Raw genomic sequence first — 19,465 nt, 5'->3', positions numbered from 1 at the left:
AGGGGCCGGGGTGCGATATCCTGAGCCTTCTCGAATGACACAGGAGACAGTACAAGCGTTGAGTGCAGACCTGGCGACCCTTACGCCGGCAATGCGGCAGTATCGCACAGCAAAGGAAGCACATCCGGATACTCTGCTCTTCTTCCGCATGGGCGACTTCTATGAGCTCTTTTTTGAAGATGCCGTGGTTGCCGCCCGCGAGCTGCAACTAGCCCTGACGGCACGGGATAAGGCCAAGAGCGTCCCCATGTGTGGAGTTCCTTACCACGCGGCAGAGGGTTATGTTCAACGGCTGCTGCGCAAGGGCTATCGGGTGGCCATGTGCGACCAGATGGAGGACCCTAAGCAGGCCAAAGGAGTGGTCAAACGCGAGGTGACCCGCGTTTTGACTCCGGGAACCGCGCTCGATCCTTCTCTTGGAGCCGAACAGAGTAACTATCTGGCCAGCATCGCCGTAACAGGATTGAATGCTTCTACCGTTTGCGGCATCGCTCTACTCGATCTTTCAACCGGTGAGTTTCGTGCGACCGAGTTTTCCGGCGCAAATGCATGGCTCCAGGCCTCCGATGAGCTTGGCCGCGTAAAGCCGGTTGAGCTGCTTTATGGCTCGGGGCTGTTTGGAGGAGTCAATCTTGCAGGGGAGGCTGTTGAAGAAAGCTCCGGGACGCTTGAGGCTATCCGGACGAAAACGCCACTTGAGGCGTGGGTCTTCACATCGGATCATGCTCTTCCTTTGTTGCGTAATCACTTCCGTGTTCATTCTCTCGATGGATTAGGACTCGCGGGTCACGAAATGGCCGGAATCGCGGCAGGCGCTCTGTTGCACTACATGCGTGCGACGAAACAGGGCGGTTTGGAGCATGTTGACGGCCTGCGCTATTACGAGCGGTCGTCTTGTCTGGAACTGGATGCGGTAAGTGTTCGTAATCTGGAGCTGGTCGAGCCACTCTTTTCTGGAGAGACGCAGCAGACGACGCTCTTCTACACGTTGGATGCCTGTTGCACTCCGATGGGCAAACGGCTGCTACGTGCGACGCTACTTCGACCATCCAGCGATCTGACTGAGATTGAGGCGCGACTTGAGGCGGTAGCAGAGGCGGTAAGCGACCTTCGGCGGCGTGAAGATGTGCGACAGGCTATGAATGGTCTGCTCGACCTGGAGCGATTATTAGGACGGATTGCTTTGGACTCGGCGGGGCCGCGCGAAGTCGTTTCCCTGGGAGCGACACTCCAGTGCCTTCCAGGCTTGCTTACTTCGGTGAAGCAATTTAAGGCTCCAAAATGGAGTGCGCTGGCTAATGGCTTCGACACCCTTGAAGACCTTCACACATTGATCGCCAAAACAATCGCTGATGAACCACCGGTTTCGCTGGCCGACGGAGGAGTCATTCGCTCCGGAGTGAATGCCGATCTGGATGAGCTGCGTGAACTGAGCCGCAGCGGACGACAGGCTTTGGCGGCTATCGAGGAGCGAGAGCGACAACGCACAGGCATCAGTTCGCTCAAGGTACGGTTCAATAATGTCTTCGGTTATTACATCGAGGTTACCAAGGCAAACGCGAAGGCTGTGCCCTCGGATTACGAGCGCAAACAAACTCTCGTCAACGCTGAGCGATTTACGACACCGGAACTGAAGGACTACGAGACGAAGATTCTGACTGCTCAGGAGCGAAGCGGTGAGATCGAGCGAAGACTCTTCAATGAGCTGCGCCGTCAGCTTCTGGATGCTGCTCCTCGAATGAGAGAAACAGCGCGACGTGTGGCGGAGATCGATCTGCTGACTTGTTTTGCGCATCTCGCTTCTCTGCGTGGATGGGTACGCCCCGCTGTCGAAACAAGTGGTTTGTTGGAATTCATCGGAGCGCGCCATCCCGTAGTTGAACAACGATTGGAGGAATCCGGTGTAGGCAGGTTTGTTCCCAACTCCGTGCATCTAGATGCCGATGCTGGTCCTTCCGTGCTGCTGATCACCGGTCCGAACATGGGAGGTAAGAGCACCTATCTGCGGCAGACGGCGCTGCTCGTCATCATGGCGCAGTGCGGATGCTTCGTTCCGGCCGAACAGATGCGTCTGGGATTGGTGGATCGCATCTACACGCGCATCGGCGCGAGTGACAATGTAGCTCGAGGTCGTTCAACCTTTATGGTCGAAATGACCGAGACAGCGGCCATCTTGAACTCTGCGACAAACCGATCACTCGTTCTGCTGGACGAGATGGGACGAGGAACCGCGACTTACGACGGACTGTCGCTCGCCTGGGCCACGGTCGAGCATCTACATGACCGTATCGGCGCACGCACGCTGTTTGCTACGCACTATCACGAACTGACACTGCTCGCTGACAAGCTCGAGCGGCTGAAGAACCTGCGAGTCACGGTTAAAGAGACCGCAGGAGGCATCGTCTTTCTGCACTCGGTCGAGGCAGGACCAGCGAACAAGAGCTATGGTATCGAGGTGGCGCGACTTGCCGGCCTTCCTGCGGCAGTCATCTCGCGGGCCCGCGAGGTTTTGAAGCTCCATGAGAGGGCCGAGAGCCAACAAGTGCGTGAAGCGGCTTCTGATCACTCCCCCGCATTGCAGATGACGATGTTTACTCCGCTCTCGCAGCGGATCGTTGATCGCATCGCTGAGATTGCTGTCGATGACCTGACTCCGCGCGAAGCGCTGAACCTGTTAGCCGAACTGCAAAAGGAGCTCAAGGGATGATCGTGGCTGGCGTCATGAGCGGGACCTCTGCCGATGGTGTGGACGTTGCACTCTGCCGGATTATGCCTTCAGCGAAGAAGAACGGAACACCACGCATCAAGCTGATCGGAGCTGCCGGATTTCGCTATCCCAAGCCTTTGCGCAATGCAGTACTGGCTGTGATGGATGCGAAGGACGCCTCGGTTGCAGATCTATCGCGACTCAATTGGCGACTCGGCGAAGTGTACGCCGGCGCAGTCGAACGCGCTGCTCAACAGTTCGGGATTAAGGTTGCTCTTGTCGGTTGCCATGGACAGACGATCTATCATCAGGGCGCGGCTTTGAAGTACCTCGGCAGACCAATACGGTGTACATGGCAACTTGGCGAGGCATCGGTGATTGCCGAGAAACTGCGAGTTCCCGTTGTCAGCGACTTCCGTCCCGCGGATCTTGCTGCGGGAGGACAAGGCGCACCGCTGGTTCCGATTCTCGACTACGTGATGTTTCGCTCGGAGAAGGTCAATCGCGTGCTTCAGAATCTCGGCGGTATTGCAAATATGACAGCGATTCCGGCAGGAGCTTCCATCGACGACCTGCTTGCCTTCGATTCCGGCCCATCGAATATGGTGATCGATGCCTGCATGGAGCGTTTTTACGGCAAGCCCTTCGACCGTAACGGCGCTATAGCGAAGCGTGGCAAAGTTATCCAGCAGGTGATCCATCCGTTTCTTAAGCAACCTTACTTCTCTGCCCTGCCGCCAAAGAGCTGTGGACGAGAGGAATACGGCGAAAAATTCGTGAATCACTTCATTTCGTTGTGCCGTAAGGTTGGTGCGAAAGATGCCGATATCATCGCCACTGCAACGGCGCTGTCAGCGGAGTCGATCCTCGATGCGTACCGGAGATTTGTGTGGCCACATCTTGGCCAGAAGGCTCCAATGGCGCGCGGCGTAGAGTATGTCGTTGCAGGTGGCGGAGCAAAGAATGAAACCCTGATGACGATGTTGCGCTCGGGGCTCGAGCCGCTGGGAGTCCGCATCCGCACCACCGAAGAACTTGGCATACCAACACAAGCCAAGGAAGGCGTGGCGTTCGCGTTGATGGCGTGGTTGACCTGGAATGGCCTGTCGGGGAATGTGCCGAGTGCTACGGGTGCTCCCCGACCAGTCATTCTGGGTAAGGTAACGCGTGGATGAGCGGACCACGCCTCCATCCCTTCCTGCTTGTGTTGATCCTCGCAGGATTTCTGACAGGGTGTCATCGCCGTGTTGAAGACCCACAGACTGTTGTGATGATCATCGAGAGCAGCCCGAATAACCTCGATCTGCGCCAAGGAACGGATGCACAGTCCGAACGCGTGGGCGGCCTGATCTTCGATGCTCTGGTTAAGAAGGACGATCACTACAATTTGCAGCCCTGGCTCGCTACAAGCTGGGAACAACTTGACCCTGTCACGCTGGTGATTCATCTGCGCGATGGTGTGCGATTCCATGATGGACGTCCGCTGGAGGCAGAGGACGTTGCCTGGACGATCCGCAGCATGATCGACGGAACGCTGATCACTGCCAAGGCAGGTGCTTTCTCCTCGGTCGATCGCGTCGATGTACGCGACAGGCTCACGCTGACGATTCATCTGAAGCATCCTGATGCGGGTCTGCTCTTCAATATGAGCGATGGCCTGTTTGGCGTTGTTCCGCGAGGAGCAGGGCGAGACTTTGGTTTGCGTCCCATCGGTTCGGGACCGTTTCGCTTTGTGAGTGCGGTGCAGGACAAGGAAGTCATCGTTGCTCGCAACCCTGATTATTGGGCCGGAGCGCCGAAGATCGCGGGAGTACGGTTCACGGTGGTTCCGGATGCGATTACCAGCGCGCTTGAACTGCGAAAGGGGTCGGCTGACCTTGCGAGCAATGTACTAACCTTCGATCAGCTCCATTCGTTGGAACAAGCTCCAAATTTGAAGATCGAATCGGGACAAAGCTCGGTTGTGATCTATACAAACTTCAACGTCACCGATCCGGTGCTGCACGACCGAAGAGTGCGCCAGGCGATTGCCTGTGCTATGGACCGACAGGCGATCGTGGATGCGATCTGGCGTGGGCAGGCGAAGCTGGCGGACACGTTGCTACCGGCAGAGCATTGGGCCGCAGCCAAGGGAAACGAGCTCGCACAGTATCCGCATAATGTGGCACGCGCCGAAAAGCTGCTTGACGAAGCTGGGTTTCATCGCGGAGCAGATGGTGTTCGCCTGCGCATTACGCTGAAGACCTCAACGGACGAGACGACACGGCTCATGGCCACGGTGTTGCAACAGCAACTTCGTTCGGCCGGAATCCGGCTTGAGCTTCGCTCGGCGGAGTTCGGGACGTTCTATTCGGATGTGACGCGCGGCGCGTTCCAGATGTATGCACTGCGCTGGATCGGATCTAATGAGGATCCCGATATCTTCCGCTACACCTATGGGTCGAGCGCATTCCCGCCAAAGGGAGCGAACCGAGGACGTTATTCCAATCCTCGTGTCGATGCTTTGTTGAAAGCTGCCGCAGCAGAGACGGACCAGGCTAAGCGTCGAGCGGAGTATGTCGAGGTACAGCAGATCCTGGCGGAAGACCTGCCGGGGATTCCGCTGTGGTATCCAAACAACGAAGTCGTTCATTCGCGGCGGATCGAGGGCGTAAAGCCGAAGGGTTCAGGCACCTTTGATTATCTGCGCGAGGTTACGGTGAAGCAGTAAAAGCAGATCCCTTACCCTCGGAGTCGCTCGGGTGCGGTATGACAACCGAAGACAAAACAGGGATTTTTCACTTTCGCGATGCTCGGCTCAGAATGACGGCATTGGTTCTGAAGATTTGATCGATTGCCCAGGGATTCGAACCCCTGACGAATACCGCGCGCCAATCATTTATGGTTGCCCCCCAGGGATTCGAACCCCGATTGATCGGTTCAGAGCCGACTGTCCTACCATTGAACGAGGGGGCAACAGGTTAGCGAAGGAGTCGCACGATTCGCCTGCCTTTAGGCTGCAATTCCGTGCTGACTTCCAACTCTTTTGAGTGTAAGGGCTGCGCGCGTTTCGGTCAATGTTTGCGATCTACAATGCACACATGAGCAACGAGATCGGTATTTTGTTTCTTCGCCACTCGAGCACAAAACTCGAGCAGATGAGTGGTTATCTTACAAACTGTATGAACCGACTTTCAGACGAGCAAATCTGGGAGCGGCACGGGGCGCATGAGAACGCAGTCGGCAATCTGGTTCTGCATCTCTGCGGCAATATGCGGCAGTGGATCATGCATGGCGTCGGCGGAGTGGCGGACGTTCGCACCCGCGACCAAGAGTTCAGCGCCGATGGCGGTACGACCGGTGCCGAGCTACTTCGTTTATGGAACGAGACCGTGCAGGAGGCTCGTGGAATTATCGATTCACTTCCTCCAGAGAAGCTGGTCGAGAGGACAACTCCGCAGGGGCGGGACGTAACGAAGCTCGATGCAATCTACCAGGTAGTGGGGCACGTGCAGCAGCATGTAGGGCAGATCATTCTGCTGACCAAACAAATGTGCCGGACCGATCTGGATCTGACGATGCCGAGGCCCCGGTAGCCCCCTCCCCCGTTTACTGCGCAAAGTATTCGAAAGATATGACTTAGGCTCGTACTTCATTGCAAGGGAGGTTTTAAGATCGCTCAGAACTTCCCTATTTCTATTTTAACAAGCTAGAGATAAGAATCTGCATTTAGAAGTGATTGACTTGATGGCACTTATAAGAATAACGACTTGACGGCGCGCAAGAAATACGAGGATTTCTCCCCACTCGACTCGCTCGGGGCGTGCTAGTCCGGCCTTCGGTCGAGATGACACGGGTAAGAAGTTCGGTGGTTTTGAACCGCAGATCCTTCGACTTCGTTTGGAGCGCTAAAGAACGCGCTCAAACTTCGCTCAGGATGACACTTTTCTAGATCCACTGTTGTCGTACGGCTCGATCCACTGTCGTAGCGGCTTGTAAGTGGCCTACTCCACTTCGCGCTTAGCCTGGTAGCCGTCGCGGGCGATGACAGAGTACTTGAGCGATTTATGCTTTTCGTCCTGCATCTGTAATGGGTGGCCTTCGTTGTCGACCAGCTTGACCTGGATGTGCCGGTAGGAACCGTCGTTTTTCGTGTTGGTCGGCCGATAGGTCAGGACGTACTCGTTACGGATGGAGTCGTTGATCTGAGAGAAGATGTCAGGCAGAGCCCCCTGGAACATTGGGTTGAAGCTGAGGCCTCCGGTCATCTGGGCGAAGGTCTTCATCTGGTTTTCCGCCTGGAGATAATCCATGCGGGTGATGGGGCCCATGTAGCCCCGCGCATCGGCAAGTTCGCGGACCAGGGCACCGGTTCCGATGGTGAAGATCGTGACGTTGGGAGTCGCCTTGATCTTGGCAAGCATCTTGTCGAGGGTGATCTTGGAGAAGGTGTCGCGGCCGGTCCCAATCAGGATGATGTATTTGCGACCTTCAATACGGCTGACACGGTCAAGGGTTTCGTACAGCGCGTCGAAGACGTTGGTATCGGAGAAGCCTGGAATGATCAACGAGGAGAGCGCATCACCAACGACCTGTCTGTTATTGGTGAAGTCAGTGAGGATGTGGGTACGGAGGTCGTAAGTGATGACGGCGATGTAGTCATCCGGACGCAGCGTATTGAAGAAGCTGACGGAGGCGTTCTGCATGTCGCGGATGAAATAGTAGCTGTTCGCGGCAAACTCAAGCAGCATCACAGCAGTGATTGGAGTCTGGGCCATGCGAACGCTGGTAATCGTTTGAGGAACGCCGTCTTCCAGAACCAGGAAGTTTCCGCTCTTAAGTCCGGGGACGAACTGATGGGTTTTGTCCAGGATGACATTGACATCGAGATTGACGATGGGAACATCGACCCGTAACGAGTAGGTCTCGTTATTGGGATTCTTGATCTTGGGCTCAGGAGGGGCGACTGGAGCAGGGGGAGGTTCTTCGCCTTCCTTCTTCTTTTTGATAACGATAGGTCCAGAGTCGGTCTGTGGGCCAGCAGAGTCATCGGCGGGCTGTTGCGATGGCGGAGTCTGCTGCTGGCTGGCTTGTGCAAACGTTACCCCTGATGTGAACAGTAAACCCAGGAAGACAAGCAGAATAGGAGCTTTACGAAGAGTTCGAGCCAAAGAGTTCATCATCTGCAAATGTACTCCGTTCTTTTGGACGATGCCGCAGGCCATAGGGAAGATGAGAAGAACCTCCAAGACGGCCAAACGTCGAACGAACGGAACCTCATGTTGAAGGGTAAAGTCTTGAACCTGATCTCCGCTGGCATTGCCGGAGAGCAAGCTCTAGTCTTGTAGACGTGATGAAGAAGAGAAAGACGCGTTGGCTGCCGATTGGTCTTGGAGTGGTGGGTTGGGCGATCGGTGCCGGTTTACCTGTTTCTGCCCAGAGCACAAGTTCAACTGCTGCAATTGCGGCGACGGAGACTGCTCCACTGCCGCCAACAGCAGCTGCTGCAATGGGAGGATCGGGCGAGACGAAGATCTTTCCTTTAGCGGACCTCAAGAAGGGGATGTGGGGAGTCGCCTATACCGTCTTTGAGGGGGTCAACCCGGAGCCGATGCGGGTTGAGATACTGGGGGTCTTGAAGGACTCACTCGGGCCAGGACGCGACATGATTCTGGCGCGCTTGCACGGAACGAAGCCGGAGTTTACCGGGGTGGTGGCCGGAATGAGCGGAAGTCCGGTATACATCGACGGCAGACTGGTTGGCGCGTTGAGCTACCGGATCGGGCAATTCAGTAAAGAGCCGATCGCCGGAATCACACCCATTGAGCAGATGCTGGAAGTCAGGGATGGCGCAGTGCTTCCTGCATCGGCCCGAGGTGCAAGGCAGAACGACACATCGGCGAGCATGGCAGACAAGCCTGCCATCAATGCGAGCAACGACTTGCAGATGCAGGCGATGGAAACGCCGCTGGTCTTCAGTGGGTTCAGCCAGGAGACGGTCCAACTGTTTGGAGACCGGTTCCGCGAGATGGGGATGACCCCGGTGGCGGGGCTGGGGAGCGCGGACACAACGGCGGCGCAGCCTGAGCCTCTGGTGCCGGGTTCGGCAGTAAGTGCCGTGCTGGTGCGGGGTGATCTATCGGTTGCAGGCACGTGCACGGTGACGTACGTCGATTCGACGAGGCTGTTGGCCTGCGGACATCCGATTACGCAGTACGGCCCGGTAGACATGCCGATGACAAAGGCGACTGTGGTGGCAACACTTCCCTCTCCGCTGAATGCCTTCAAGATCGTGAATACGACAGAGACTGTAGGAGCGTTTACGGAGGACCGCGCATCGGCGATTATGGGCCGGTTTGGTGAGAAGGCGCGGATGATTCCAGTGTCGGTTGAGATTGAGCAACCTGCTACATCTGGAACAGCGGTCTCGACGACGAAGCAAAAAAACTTTCACTTCGAGGTGCTGGATAATCGCCAGCTGACTCCTTCAGCGATGCTGGTTTCGGTGTACCAGAGTCTTCAGGGAACAAACTCCGCTGCAGCGGAAATGAGCTACCGGCTGACCGGCGAGATCGGCGTTGCAGGACATGTTCCCGTTCATCTGGACGGAATGATTACGCAGAGCGATCTGAATCCCGCTGCCATCAATGCCGCACTGTTCGTGAACGACCGCTTCAGCAAGGTTTATGGAAACCCACTCGATCAACCAACGATTACAGGCGTGAAGCTGAAGATGGAAGGGGTTTCGGAACGCAGGACGGCCGTACTGGAATCTGCGAGGCTGGGAGTTCTGGAAGCTCGTGCGGGCGATACCATCGACACCGAAGTGACCTTGCGACCGTACCAGGCTGAGCCGAGGCTGGTACGCCTGAAGGTTAAGTTGCCTGCCGACCTGAATCGCGGGACGCTTCGGGTGCTGGTGAGTGATGGCGCGACCGTGGATCGTCTGCTTGCTTCCAGCAGCTCTGCAAATCGTTCGGTTGGACTCGCGGATGCGATCGACCAGATGAATCGGCTTCACGCGAACAATCGAATCTATGTAACGTTACTCAGCCAAGAAGCGCAGGCAGCTTTAGAAGGAGCCACGCTGCCGGGAATTCCTCTGTCGATGGCGAATGTGCTGGGTCCGCTCAAGGATTCGCAGCGGATTAATCTGAATGGAGAGAGCGTCGTTGAGGCTGCTTCTGTAACTACAGGAGACGCAGTGAGCGGGGCCCAGATCCTGCATCTTACGATTCGGTAGGATATATTCGCTAAGTGCTTATAGAGATTCACTTCGAATCTATCGAGAAGGTGCTGAGAAAACGCTTTTCCATACAGCGATGATGTAGCATCAAACCACTGCGCGGCGCAGAAGCCGTGCGCGAAAAGGATACGGACTCTGAATGAGTGAGATTCAAGGCCTCGCTGTGCATGCGGCTGGCGCGCAATTGTTGCCATACAAGTTCGATCCGGGCGAGCTGAAAGCCAATGAGGTGGAGATCAGGATCTCGCACTGTGGGGTATGTCACAGCGATCTTCACCTGATTAACAACGACTGGGGAACCAGTCAGTATCCGTTTATTCCAGGACACGAGATCGTCGGTACGGTGATTGCCGTTGGCACGGAAGTGCGCAACCTCTCAGTGGGGCAGCGGGCCGGGGTAGGCTGGCAGGCGGACAGCTGCGGGATCTGCGAGTGGTGCAGAAGCGGCAACGAGCATATGTGTCCCCTAGCGCAGCCGACTTGCGTAGGACGGAATGGAGGCTTTGCCGACAAGATTCGCGTGAACTGGAGGTTTGCCATTCCTCTGCCGAAAAATCTGGACGGAGAGAATGTAGCTCCCCTGCTGTGCGCCGGGATTACGGTTTATGCCCCTTTGCGCAACTATGGGGTTCGGCCTTCGTCTCGGATAGGCATCATCGGAATCGGCGGCCTGGGCCATCTGGGCATCCAGTTTGCACGAACGTTTGGAGCCGAGGTGACAGCGTTCTCCTCCTCGAAAGATAAAGAGGTTGAGGCCCGAGAGCTCGGGGCCCATCACTTTGTGAATACACGGGACACAGGGGCCCTCAAGAAGGTCGCCGGGGGCTTTGACCTGCTACTTTCGACCGTGAATGCAGAGCAAGATTGGTCCGCGTATCTTCAAGCACTACGTCCGAATGGGGTGCTGTGTATGCTAGGCGCTCCGCCGTCGGCGATGCAGCTGCAAGTGCCGATTCTGATTGGAGGGCAGCGGACGGTTTCGGGTTCATCGACGGGAAGCCCAAAGGACCTCTACGAGATGCTGGATGTCGCTGCCCGTCATGGCGTAAGGGCGATTACAGAGTCCTTTGATATGGCAAAAGCCAATGAAGCTGTGGCTCGAGTCAAGAAGAACCAGGTGCGGTATCGTGCAGTTCTGACGAACTGAGAACGACCGCTGATTTTCACGGAACGTACGAATGAATACGAGAGCATTAGGCTCTCGTATTTTTTTGAGAGGCTTCCCTGCTTTAGACTCAGGTCAACGATGATGCAACGGTCTTTGGTTCTCGGATGTCTTGTGCCGGTGGTGCTGGCGGGGGCGATGCAGGCGCAGGGTACGAAGCTCTGGTCTGTCGATCGATATGACGCGATGGAACGCGGCACGGCGGATGGTGTAGCGATCCGAAGCGATGGACGCCTCGAGGCCGGCCCAGCGAAGTCGCAGGTCTATGACTCGGGCAAGAGCTATGCGTGGTCGCTTGCCAGCGATCGGAGTGGGAATGCCTATCTTGGCCTGGGAGGAAGTACGGCAGGATCCGGCGTCGTGATGCGCGTTGCTGCGGATGGAAAGGCAGAGAAGATTCTGGAGACGAAGGAGCTGGCGGTGCAGGCGCTCGCTGTTGCTCCAGATGGCTCAGTACTGGCGGCGACTTCGCCTGATGGAAAGGTCTATCGCGTTCCAGCGGGAGCGGCTTCGGGAACGGTCATCTTCGATCCAGCGACTACTGAGGAGAAGCCGAAGTATCTGTGGGGATTGGCGACGGGGAAGAACGGCGATGTGTACGTCGCGGCAGGCGCACCTGCGGCGGTATATCGTGTGCCTGCAAACGGGGGCAAGGCCGAAGTCTTATTGAAAACGACGGATCAACACATCCGATGCCTCCTGATGGCTCCCGATGGAACGCTGTGGGCGGGGTCCGATGGTGCCGGTGTGATCTATCGCATCGACACGAAGGTAGCCGGAGCTAAACCCTTTGCAGCATATGCGGCTTCTCGCAGAGAGATCACCTCGCTGGCGATGGATGAGAGCGGAAACGTATATGCCGCAGGAGTCGGAGCGAAGGGCTCGGTACCGCTTCCTCCTTTGCCCGTAACGGGAAATGTGGGCATCACAGTCACCTTTGCGCAGCCTGGATCCTCCAGTGCTGCTGGGTCGAACACACTAATTCCAGAAGGCAGCGAGATCTACCGAATCGCTAAGGATGGAACGCCCCTGCGTCTGCTCAGCATGAAAGACGATGTGGTCTACGCGCTTATTTTCAGAAATGGAGCTCTGCTGGCGGCAACGGGAAATCGCGGACGAATTTATCGCGTGGATATAGCAACTCCGGGACAGTTTACGGATGTGTCGCATCTCGATGCAGCACAGGGAATGGCGTTTGCTGTAACGAGAGACAGTCTGCTGGTCGCGACGAGCAACAGCGGCAAACTGTTCCGGCTGTCGGATGCTGCGGCCAAGGAGTCGACCTATACGAGCGAGGTCTTGGATACACAGGTTTTCTCCAAGTGGGGACGCGTCGAAACGCGAGCCGAAGGCGATCCGCAAAGTTATGAGTTGTGGGTGCGAAGCGGAAATGTTCCGAGTCCACTGATGGGCTGGAGCGAATGGACGCGAATCGGGAGCGATGGAGCTGTGACTGCACCTCCTGGACGGTATGCACAGTGGAAGGCTGTGTTCCATTCTGGAGCTGCGGCTGGCATCGATGCCGTAGGGCTAAACTATCTTCCGCGTAATGTCGCCCCAATGGTGGACGAGATTGTTGTGCAGCCGGGAGCACGCATTGCACAAGGGAGCGGCGCCCCGCAGAATACGACGGTGCAGGTGGCTTTTCCACAACCCGCTGGTGCGACGCCGGTGATGAGCTTTCAACCAGATGCAAACGTGGCTCCTTTGACGGCACAAAAAGATAAAAACTCGGTGACAGCGCGATGGCTGGCTCATGATGACAATGGCGATGAGTTGATCTTCGCGGTCTGGTATCGCGGCGTCGGAGAGAAGAACTGGAGACTGCTGAAGGACAAGATCAGCGAACGCTTCTACAGCTTCGACTCTTCCCTGCTGCCGGATGGAGGTTATGAACTAAAGGTAGTCGCCAGTGACGCTCCGGTTCATACCGACTCTGAGGCTCTGCAAGGCGAACGCGTCAGCCCGGTCTTCGTGGTGGATACAACGCCTCCGGTTCCGGGTGCGCTGACTGCAACCCTTGTTCCGGGGAGTGCTGGCTCAAAGCAGAAGATTCACGCGACCTTGGAGGCGTCTGATGCGACTTCTCCGATTGCTCATGCGGAGTATTCCATCGACGCCGGACCGTGGCAATACCTGGAGCCGGTGGGGCAGGTCTCGGATTCTCGGACGGAGCGGTATGACTTTACAGCAGAGATTCCGCAGACGACAACTCCTGTTGCCGATGCGAAGGAGCATGTGATCGCCGTGCGGGTTTACGACCGCTACGAGAACATGGCAGCAGTAAAGGCGGTCGTGCGGTGACGGAGGGGGTCGAAGAGAGTACACGACGCGGTGTAGGCCGCTTCAATCTCTATCATCCGGACTTTCTGCTGCTTGTGGTCGATCTGATGGGAGTCGCGGTCTTCGCGGTCGAGGGTGCGCTGGATGCAATCAGGGCCGAGCTGGATATTCTGGGCCTGCTGGTCATCGCCTTCACGACAGCGTTAGGCGGAGGCCTCCTCCGCGATCTGATGATCGGGGCCATTCCACCGAACAGTGTGCGCGACTGGAGGTATCCGGCGACAGCCTTCCTGGGCGGCGGTGTGGTGTTCTTCTTCTATCAGCTCTTTCAACAGGTTCCGCAGGGTTTGATGATTACCCTCGACGCCGCTGGCCTGGCTTTGTTCACGGTTGCAGGCGCGGGAAAGGCAATGGAGTTCGGGATCAATCCCCTGCTCTCTGTACTGATGGGCGCCGTCACCGCTGTAGGAGGCGGAACGATCCGCGACATTCTGCTCAATCGCGTTCCTGGAGTGTTGCAAGCTGATGTATATGCAGCTGCCGCGCTTGCCGGAGCGTTCGTGGTTGTGCTCGGACTGCGGTTAAACCTGACGCGATGGGTCGTGATGACCTCCGGAGCTGTAGTGTGCTTTGCGCTACGAATGGTAGCGGTGTGGCAGCATTGGAATCTGCCGAGAGTGATGGTGCAGTGAAGGTGAATGAGAAACCGTAGACCCCTCCGACTCACCCAGAATGGCTTTTGTGAGGACTCGAGGCTGAACAGACCAGAGTCTATCGTTACAACCTAGTAAGCTGAGACTGAATGCGATTTGAACTATTTATTGCGGCGCGGTACCTCAGGGCGAAACGCCGCCAGGCCGTAGTCGGCATGATCACGATCATCTCGGTGATTGGAGTAGCAGCAGGCGTCGCCTCACTGATCATTGCCCTGGCGATCACGAATGGGATGCGGCGGGATATGCAGGCACGGCTGTTGGGATCTACTGCACATATCGACCTGATGCGAATTGCGGCCGATGGCATCAAAGACTGGCAACCGTTGTTGGAGAGGCTGAGAAAGACTCCGCATGTTACTGCCGCTGCCCCGGGACTCTACGGGCAAGTGTTGATCTCGCGCGGAGCAAGGAGTGGTGGAGGACTGGTCAAGGGAGTGATTCCCGCTGAAGAGAAGACCGTGGGAGATCTGCTGCAAAAGATATACGAGGGATCGGCCGAAGCCCTGGAGCCCGTCAGTTCGCCAGACAGCGAATTAGGGAATCAACCAATCAGCCAGGCGATGCCGCCAATTGTGATTGGCAAGGATCTGGCCGAGACGCTTGGCGCCAAGGTGGACGATGTCGTTGTTGTTACAAGTCCATTGGGTGAGATGACTCCGCTGGGCTGGCTGCCGCGAGTTCAACGCTGCAAGGTGGCGGGAATCTTCAAGTCAGGTTTTTATCAGTACGACAACACCTACACCTTTATGCGATTGAAAGATACGCAGAGGCTGTTTTCGGAGCCGGACCTGATCTCGGTGATCAGCTTCAAAGTGGATGATCTTTATAAAGCAGACCAGATTGCGAAGGTGATTGAGCAGGAAGCAGGCGGGGGTTTCCAGACGACGAGTTGGATGGAGCAGAATCGTGAGTTGTTCCGCGCATTGAAGCTCGAGCAGATTGTGACCTTCATTGTGCTTGCTCTAATCGTGTGTGTTGCTGCACTAAATATTCTGATCGCCCTGACCATGATGGTGATGGAGAAGACACGCGATATTGCTGTGCTGATGAGCTTCGGCGTGACAGAGATGCAGGTGCGAAGGATTTTTCTGCTGCAAGGGTTGCTGATCAGTGTGATCGGCACAGCGCTGGGACTGCTTCTTGGATATGGACTGAGCTGGTTCGGCGGCCACTATCACTTTCCTCTGGATTCATCGGTATATTCCATCGACTATCTGCCCTTTGCGCCTCGTGTGTGGCACGGGGTAGTGGTTGCGGCGGTGTCGTTGGGGGTTAGCTTGATCGCTACGCTGTACCCCAGTGGAAGCGCAGCAAAAGTCCTGCCGGCGGAGGCGTTGCGATATGAATGAGGCGACCCTTCAACCCCTTCCAACGCCGCACGGTCCACAAGTGGTTCTACAGGCCCAAGGGCTCACGAAGGTCTACCCGGCAGTTGCAGGAGCAGCGCGTGGCGAAGTAGAGCTGTTTCGCGGACTGGACCTGACAATTCTCGCCGGAGAGATGGTCGCCATTGTGGGTGAGAGCGGAGCCGGTAAAAGCACTTTACTGCATCTGCTGGCTGCGCTGGATAAGCCTACGGCGGGCGAGGTCTTCTGCGGGGAGTCGCGACTGAGTACCTTCACTCCGCGGCAGGCGGCGGAATTTCGCAACCGTGATGTGGGATACGTGTGGCAGTTCCACTATCTGCTGCCAGAATTCACCGCACTGGAGAACGTTGCCATGCCCCTGCTGGCACGAGGGATGAGTCGCGACGCTGCACTGCGACGGGCGGAGTTCTGGATCGGAGAGGTTGGGCTGGCCGATCGCGGACAGCATCGTTCCGGTGAGCTGAGCGGCGGTGAACAGCAGAGAATCTCCCTGGCACGGGCCCTGATCACGGAACCGAAGCTCCTGCTGGCCGATGAGCCGACCGGAGATCTGGATACCCGGACCGGTGAAGCAGTCTTTGAAATGATTCAGGGACTGCATCGAGCCCATGGGCTTACCAGCATTCTGGTGACGCATAATACTGATTTTGCAGGGAGATGCGGACGGATGCTTCGATTGAAGAATGGCCGGCTTGAAAACGTTCCGTGCCGATAACTGCACTTTGGGCATTTCATCTGAGATGTGAACTTATCGACGGATACCGCTTTGTATATGCGGACTTCCTCTTGACAGACATGAACTTATTGATGGATACCGCTTTACCGGCATATGAACCCATTTTTCACATATCGCGTCGAATAGGTATTGATGTAGTGTAAGCAGTAACTTTTGCGAGATAAGGCACGAGTTGACGCGGCGACTACACTAGTACCAGTGGATGGATGCGCCGCATAAGGCGGTAGCACCCAATGTGTTCTCCAGGCGGGCAAGACAGGACGCGGGGAATGGAAGTTGGAAATAAGCGCCCATCGAAGGCTCTTACAGGCTGAGATGGTGCCGGGTTCGAAAGGGAGAACATGTTCGAACGCTACACGGAGAAGGCGCGGCGGGTAATCTTCTTTGCCCGCTACGAAGCAAGTCAGTTCGGGTCACCGTATATTGAAACGGAACACCTGCTGCTGGGATTGCTACGGGAAGACAAGGCGTTGACGAATCGCTTTCTGCGGTCGCATGCCTCGGTGGAGTCCATTCGCAAGCAGATTGAAGGACATACGACGATTCGGGAGAAGGTGTCGACCTCGGTTGATCTTCCGCTTTCGAATGAATGCAAACGAGTGCTGGCGTATGCGGCCGAGGAAGCAGAGCGTCTCTCCCACAAACACATCGGGACGGAACACTTGTTGTTGGGCTTGTTACGGGAGGAGAAATGCTTTGCGGCTGAGATTCTGACAGAGCGTGGGTTGCGGCTGCCTGCTATTCGAGAGGAATTGCAGCGGACCACCCAGGAGAAGTCCCCTTCTTCTCAGTCCGGAAAGAGCCAGCGTAACGAGCAGAGCATGTTGGCAGAGTTCTCGCGCGACCTCACTCAGGCGGCGATGGACCAGCAACTCGATCCCCTAGTTGGCCGGGACACAGAGGTTGATCGGGTCATCCAGATCCTCTGCCGCCGGACGAAGAATAATCCAGTCCTGATTGGTGAGCCGGGCGTTGGTAAGACGGCTATCGTCGAGGGTTTGGCCCAGAAGATCGCCGACGGTGAGGTTCCGAGCTTTCTGGCGGACAAACGGGTATTGGCGCTCGATCTCTCGCTGATCGTCGCAGGCACAAAGTACCGCGGTCAGTTCGAAGAACGTCTGAAGACCATCATGAAGGAGTTGATGGAAAACCAGAACTCTATCGTCTTCATCGACGAACTGCACACGCTGGTCGGCGCGGGATCAGCAGAAGGCTCTCTGGATGCGGCAAACATCCTGAAGCCTGCGCTGAGCCGTGGCGAGATTCAATGCATTGGCGCAACGACCCCTGCCGAATATCGGAAGTCGATCGAGAAGGACCGTTCGCTGGAACGGCGCTTCCAGGCCGTAAAAGTTCCGCCTCCATCGGAAGAAGACGCAGTCAAGATCATGATGGGGATCAAAGACAAGTATGAGAAGTTTCATGCTGTCAGTTATACGGACGATGCGATCCAGTTCTCTGTGTCGCATTCGAGCCGGTACATCCCTGATCGCTTCCTTCCCGATAAGGCCATCGATCTGATCGACGAGGCGGGAGCGCGTGTGAAGCTGCGTCAGACTTCCCTGCCCGAAGAGATCACCGAGGTCCAGAAGCGGATCAAATTCATCGTGCACCGCATGGAGAATGCCATCGCGAACCACGAGTTCGAGAAAGCACGGTTCTACTCGGACGAAGAGCGCAAGGAGCGCGAGAACCTGCGTGCTCTGCGCGACAAGTATCACCTCGACGACTCCTCGGCAGGCATCGTGACGCGCGAGGACATTGAAGATGTGGTCAGCCGGTGGACTGGCGTCCCCATCACTTCGCTCAAGGAAGAAGAGACGCAACGCCTGCTTCGCGTAGAAGAAGAACTGCACAAGCGCGTGATCTCGCAGGAGAAGGCTATCTCTGCCCTGGCACGTGCGATTCGCCGTTCGCGAGCTGGTCTGAAGAATCCGGCCCGGCCGATCGGCAGCTTCCTGTTCCTCGGACCAACCGGCGTCGGCAAGACGGAGATGGCTCGCACCTTGGCGCAGTTCCTCTTCGGCTCAGAAAAGGCGCTGATCCGGTTCGATATGTCGGAGTTCATGGAGAAGCACTCCGTGAGCAAGCTCATCGGTTCGCCTCCAGGATATGTGGGCTATGAAGAGGGCGGACAGCTCACCGAACGTGTGAAGCGCAATCCGTACTGCGTTGTGCTGCTCGACGAGATCGAGAAGGCTCATCCGGATGTCTTCAACCTGCTATTGCAGGTCTTTGAAGATGGCCAGTTGACCGACGGTCTCGGTAACACGGTCGACTACAAGAACACGATCATCATCATGACCTCGAACATCGGAGCCAAACATCTGCAGAAACGGCAGGGGTTGGGCTTCCAGAGTGAGAAAGAAGAACTGGTACTCGACAAGATGGAAGAGCTCGTCAAGGGCGAGGTGAAGCGTACCTTCAACCCTGAGTTCCTGAACCGTCTGGACGAAATCATCATCTTCACCTCGTTGAACGATCAGGACCTGATGCAGATTCTCGAACTGCTGGTGCAACAGTTGAACGTAAACCTGGTGCACAAGTCGATCACGATCTCGGTGACCGATGAGGCCAAGAAGTGGATCATCGAAAAGACGGCCTCAGACCGCACGTACGGAGCGCGCCCTCTGCGCAGGGCGTTGCAGAAGTACATCGAAGATCCGCTCTCAGAAGCGCTGATCGCTGGCGGCATTCCGCAGCGGCCGGCATTCCTTGAGGTCTACCTTGAAAACAACCAGTTGTTCTACCGTCCGATCTCGAACGACGGCGAGGATAAAATCTCGGGCCTTGCGCTCTCCGCCGTCTGATTCAGGTTCAGACCACCCAACGACAACGCCCCGGGACAACCGGGGCGTTGTTGTTTTCCTGCCAATCTTTTAGACGCGCGCCTTAGCCGATTTCACTGCGCTGTTGACAACCTCGGAGACGGAACCGACGACATCGCTGGCCCTGTCGCCTGCCCGGTCTACCAGGTGTGATGCCTGATTCCGAGCCCGCTTAATCGCATCCTGGGCTTCGTCGCCGAACCGCTCTGCCTGAGCCTTGAGATAGTCGCCCGCATCCTGCAAATAATCTCCCGCTTCTTCGACGCCTTTGCGTAGCTTTCTGCGCGTCCTGGCGCCACTCTGGGGAGCATAAAGCAAGGCAATTGCCGCACCCGCCGAGACCCCGATTCCAAAAGCCAGCCAATAGTTTTTCGCACTCATGCAGGGTTCCTCTTTGTGGAATGTCTACTTTCTTTACAACTCACACTGCCTTGGTAG

The 19,465-nt window shown here is 56.5% G+C and carries 13 protein-coding genes and 1 tRNA gene; 11 read left to right on the top strand and 3 right to left on the bottom strand.

Translation table 11 applies throughout. The annotated features are described in order from the left end of the window. Positions 1–34 precede the first annotated feature (34 nt). Genes mutS through H7846_RS10000 form a run of 3 tightly spaced genes read left to right on the top strand, consistent with a single transcriptional unit; the run spans position 35 to position 5,417 of the window. The gene (gene mutS / locus H7846_RS10010) at positions 35–2,707 is read left to right on the top strand and encodes a DNA mismatch repair protein MutS (RefSeq protein ID WP_186691816.1); all 2,673 of its coding nucleotides are present in this window, start codon (positions 35–37) and stop codon (positions 2,705–2,707) included. After that, positions 2,704–3,882, top strand: a complete 1,179-nt coding sequence (locus H7846_RS10005; protein ID WP_186691815.1) for an anhydro-N-acetylmuramic acid kinase — start codon at positions 2,704–2,706, stop codon at positions 3,880–3,882. Before mutS ends, H7846_RS10005 begins: the two co-directional genes overlap by 4 nt. Next, complete coding sequence (locus H7846_RS10000) at positions 3,879–5,417, top strand: ABC transporter substrate-binding protein (protein ID WP_255460533.1); 1,539 nt, start codon at positions 3,879–3,881, stop codon at positions 5,415–5,417. Before H7846_RS10005 ends, H7846_RS10000 begins: the two co-directional genes overlap by 4 nt. A 171-nt stretch (positions 5,418–5,588) precedes the next feature. Here H7846_RS10000 and H7846_RS09995 read toward each other — a convergent pair. Continuing rightward, positions 5,589–5,662: transfer RNA gene (locus tag H7846_RS09995), tRNA-Gln, on the bottom strand. Between the two features lie 125 nt (positions 5,663–5,787). Between H7846_RS09995 and H7846_RS09990 the strand changes: the two genes are divergently transcribed. Beyond that, positions 5,788–6,282 carry a DinB family protein gene (locus H7846_RS09990; protein ID WP_186691814.1) on the top strand — a complete coding sequence of 165 codons (495 nt, stop codon included), beginning with the start codon at positions 5,788–5,790 and terminating at the stop codon, positions 6,280–6,282. Between the two features lie 408 nt (positions 6,283–6,690). Here H7846_RS09990 and H7846_RS09985 read toward each other — a convergent pair whose 3' ends face one another. Then, entirely contained in the window at positions 6,691–7,869 is a 1,179-nt protein-coding gene (locus tag H7846_RS09985; protein ID WP_186691812.1) for a VWA domain-containing protein, read from the bottom strand. A gap of 170 nt (positions 7,870–8,039) precedes the next feature. On the opposite strand from H7846_RS09985, the gene H7846_RS09980 reads away from it, so the two are divergent. The 7 genes from H7846_RS09980 to H7846_RS09950 all read left to right on the top strand — a co-directional run bounded on the left by H7846_RS09980 (position 8,040) and on the right by H7846_RS09950 (position 19,009). Further along, positions 8,040–9,929: a SpoIVB peptidase S55 domain-containing protein gene (locus H7846_RS09980; protein ID WP_186691810.1), complete on the top strand. Its 1,890-nt coding sequence runs from the start codon at positions 8,040–8,042 to the stop codon at positions 9,927–9,929. Between the two features lie 142 nt (positions 9,930–10,071). Beyond that, positions 10,072–11,079 (top strand): NAD(P)-dependent alcohol dehydrogenase, encoded by a 1,008-nt coding sequence (locus H7846_RS09975; protein ID WP_186691808.1) that lies wholly within the window; start codon positions 10,072–10,074, stop codon positions 11,077–11,079. Positions 11,080–11,178: 99 nt separating this feature from the next. Beyond that, positions 11,179–13,401 carry an NHL repeat-containing protein gene (locus tag H7846_RS09970; RefSeq protein WP_255460531.1) on the top strand — a complete coding sequence of 741 codons (2,223 nt, stop codon included), beginning with the start codon at positions 11,179–11,181 and terminating at the stop codon, positions 13,399–13,401. Further along, positions 13,398–14,072: a trimeric intracellular cation channel family protein gene (locus H7846_RS09965; protein ID WP_255460530.1), complete on the top strand. Its 675-nt coding sequence runs from the start codon at positions 13,398–13,400 to the stop codon at positions 14,070–14,072. The genes H7846_RS09970 and H7846_RS09965 overlap by 4 nt, the downstream gene beginning before the upstream one ends. A gap of 110 nt (positions 14,073–14,182) precedes the next feature. Then, positions 14,183–15,445 carry an FtsX-like permease family protein gene (locus H7846_RS09960; RefSeq protein WP_186691806.1) on the top strand — a complete coding sequence of 421 codons (1,263 nt, stop codon included), beginning with the start codon at positions 14,183–14,185 and terminating at the stop codon, positions 15,443–15,445. Beyond that, positions 15,438–16,178 (top strand): ABC transporter ATP-binding protein, encoded by a 741-nt coding sequence (locus H7846_RS09955; protein WP_186691805.1) that lies wholly within the window; start codon positions 15,438–15,440, stop codon positions 16,176–16,178. The genes H7846_RS09960 and H7846_RS09955 overlap by 8 nt, the downstream gene beginning before the upstream one ends. Before the next feature lie 362 nt (positions 16,179–16,540). After that, positions 16,541–19,009: an ATP-dependent Clp protease ATP-binding subunit gene (locus H7846_RS09950; protein ID WP_186691804.1), complete on the top strand. Its 2,469-nt coding sequence runs from the start codon at positions 16,541–16,543 to the stop codon at positions 19,007–19,009. Between the two features lie 69 nt (positions 19,010–19,078). On the opposite strand, the gene H7846_RS09945 is transcribed toward H7846_RS09950, so the two are convergent. Beyond that, entirely contained in the window at positions 19,079–19,408 is a 330-nt protein-coding gene (locus tag H7846_RS09945; protein ID WP_186691803.1) for a YtxH domain-containing protein, read from the bottom strand. Positions 19,409–19,465: the final 57 nt, after the last annotated feature.

Origin of the sequence: Edaphobacter sp. 4G125, from assembly GCF_014274685.1 — a bacterium.
Classification (GTDB): domain Bacteria; phylum Acidobacteriota; class Terriglobia; order Terriglobales; family Acidobacteriaceae; genus Edaphobacter.
The sequence above is the reverse complement of the archived record's forward strand: the minus strand, read 5'-3'. Positions and strand labels throughout refer to the sequence as shown.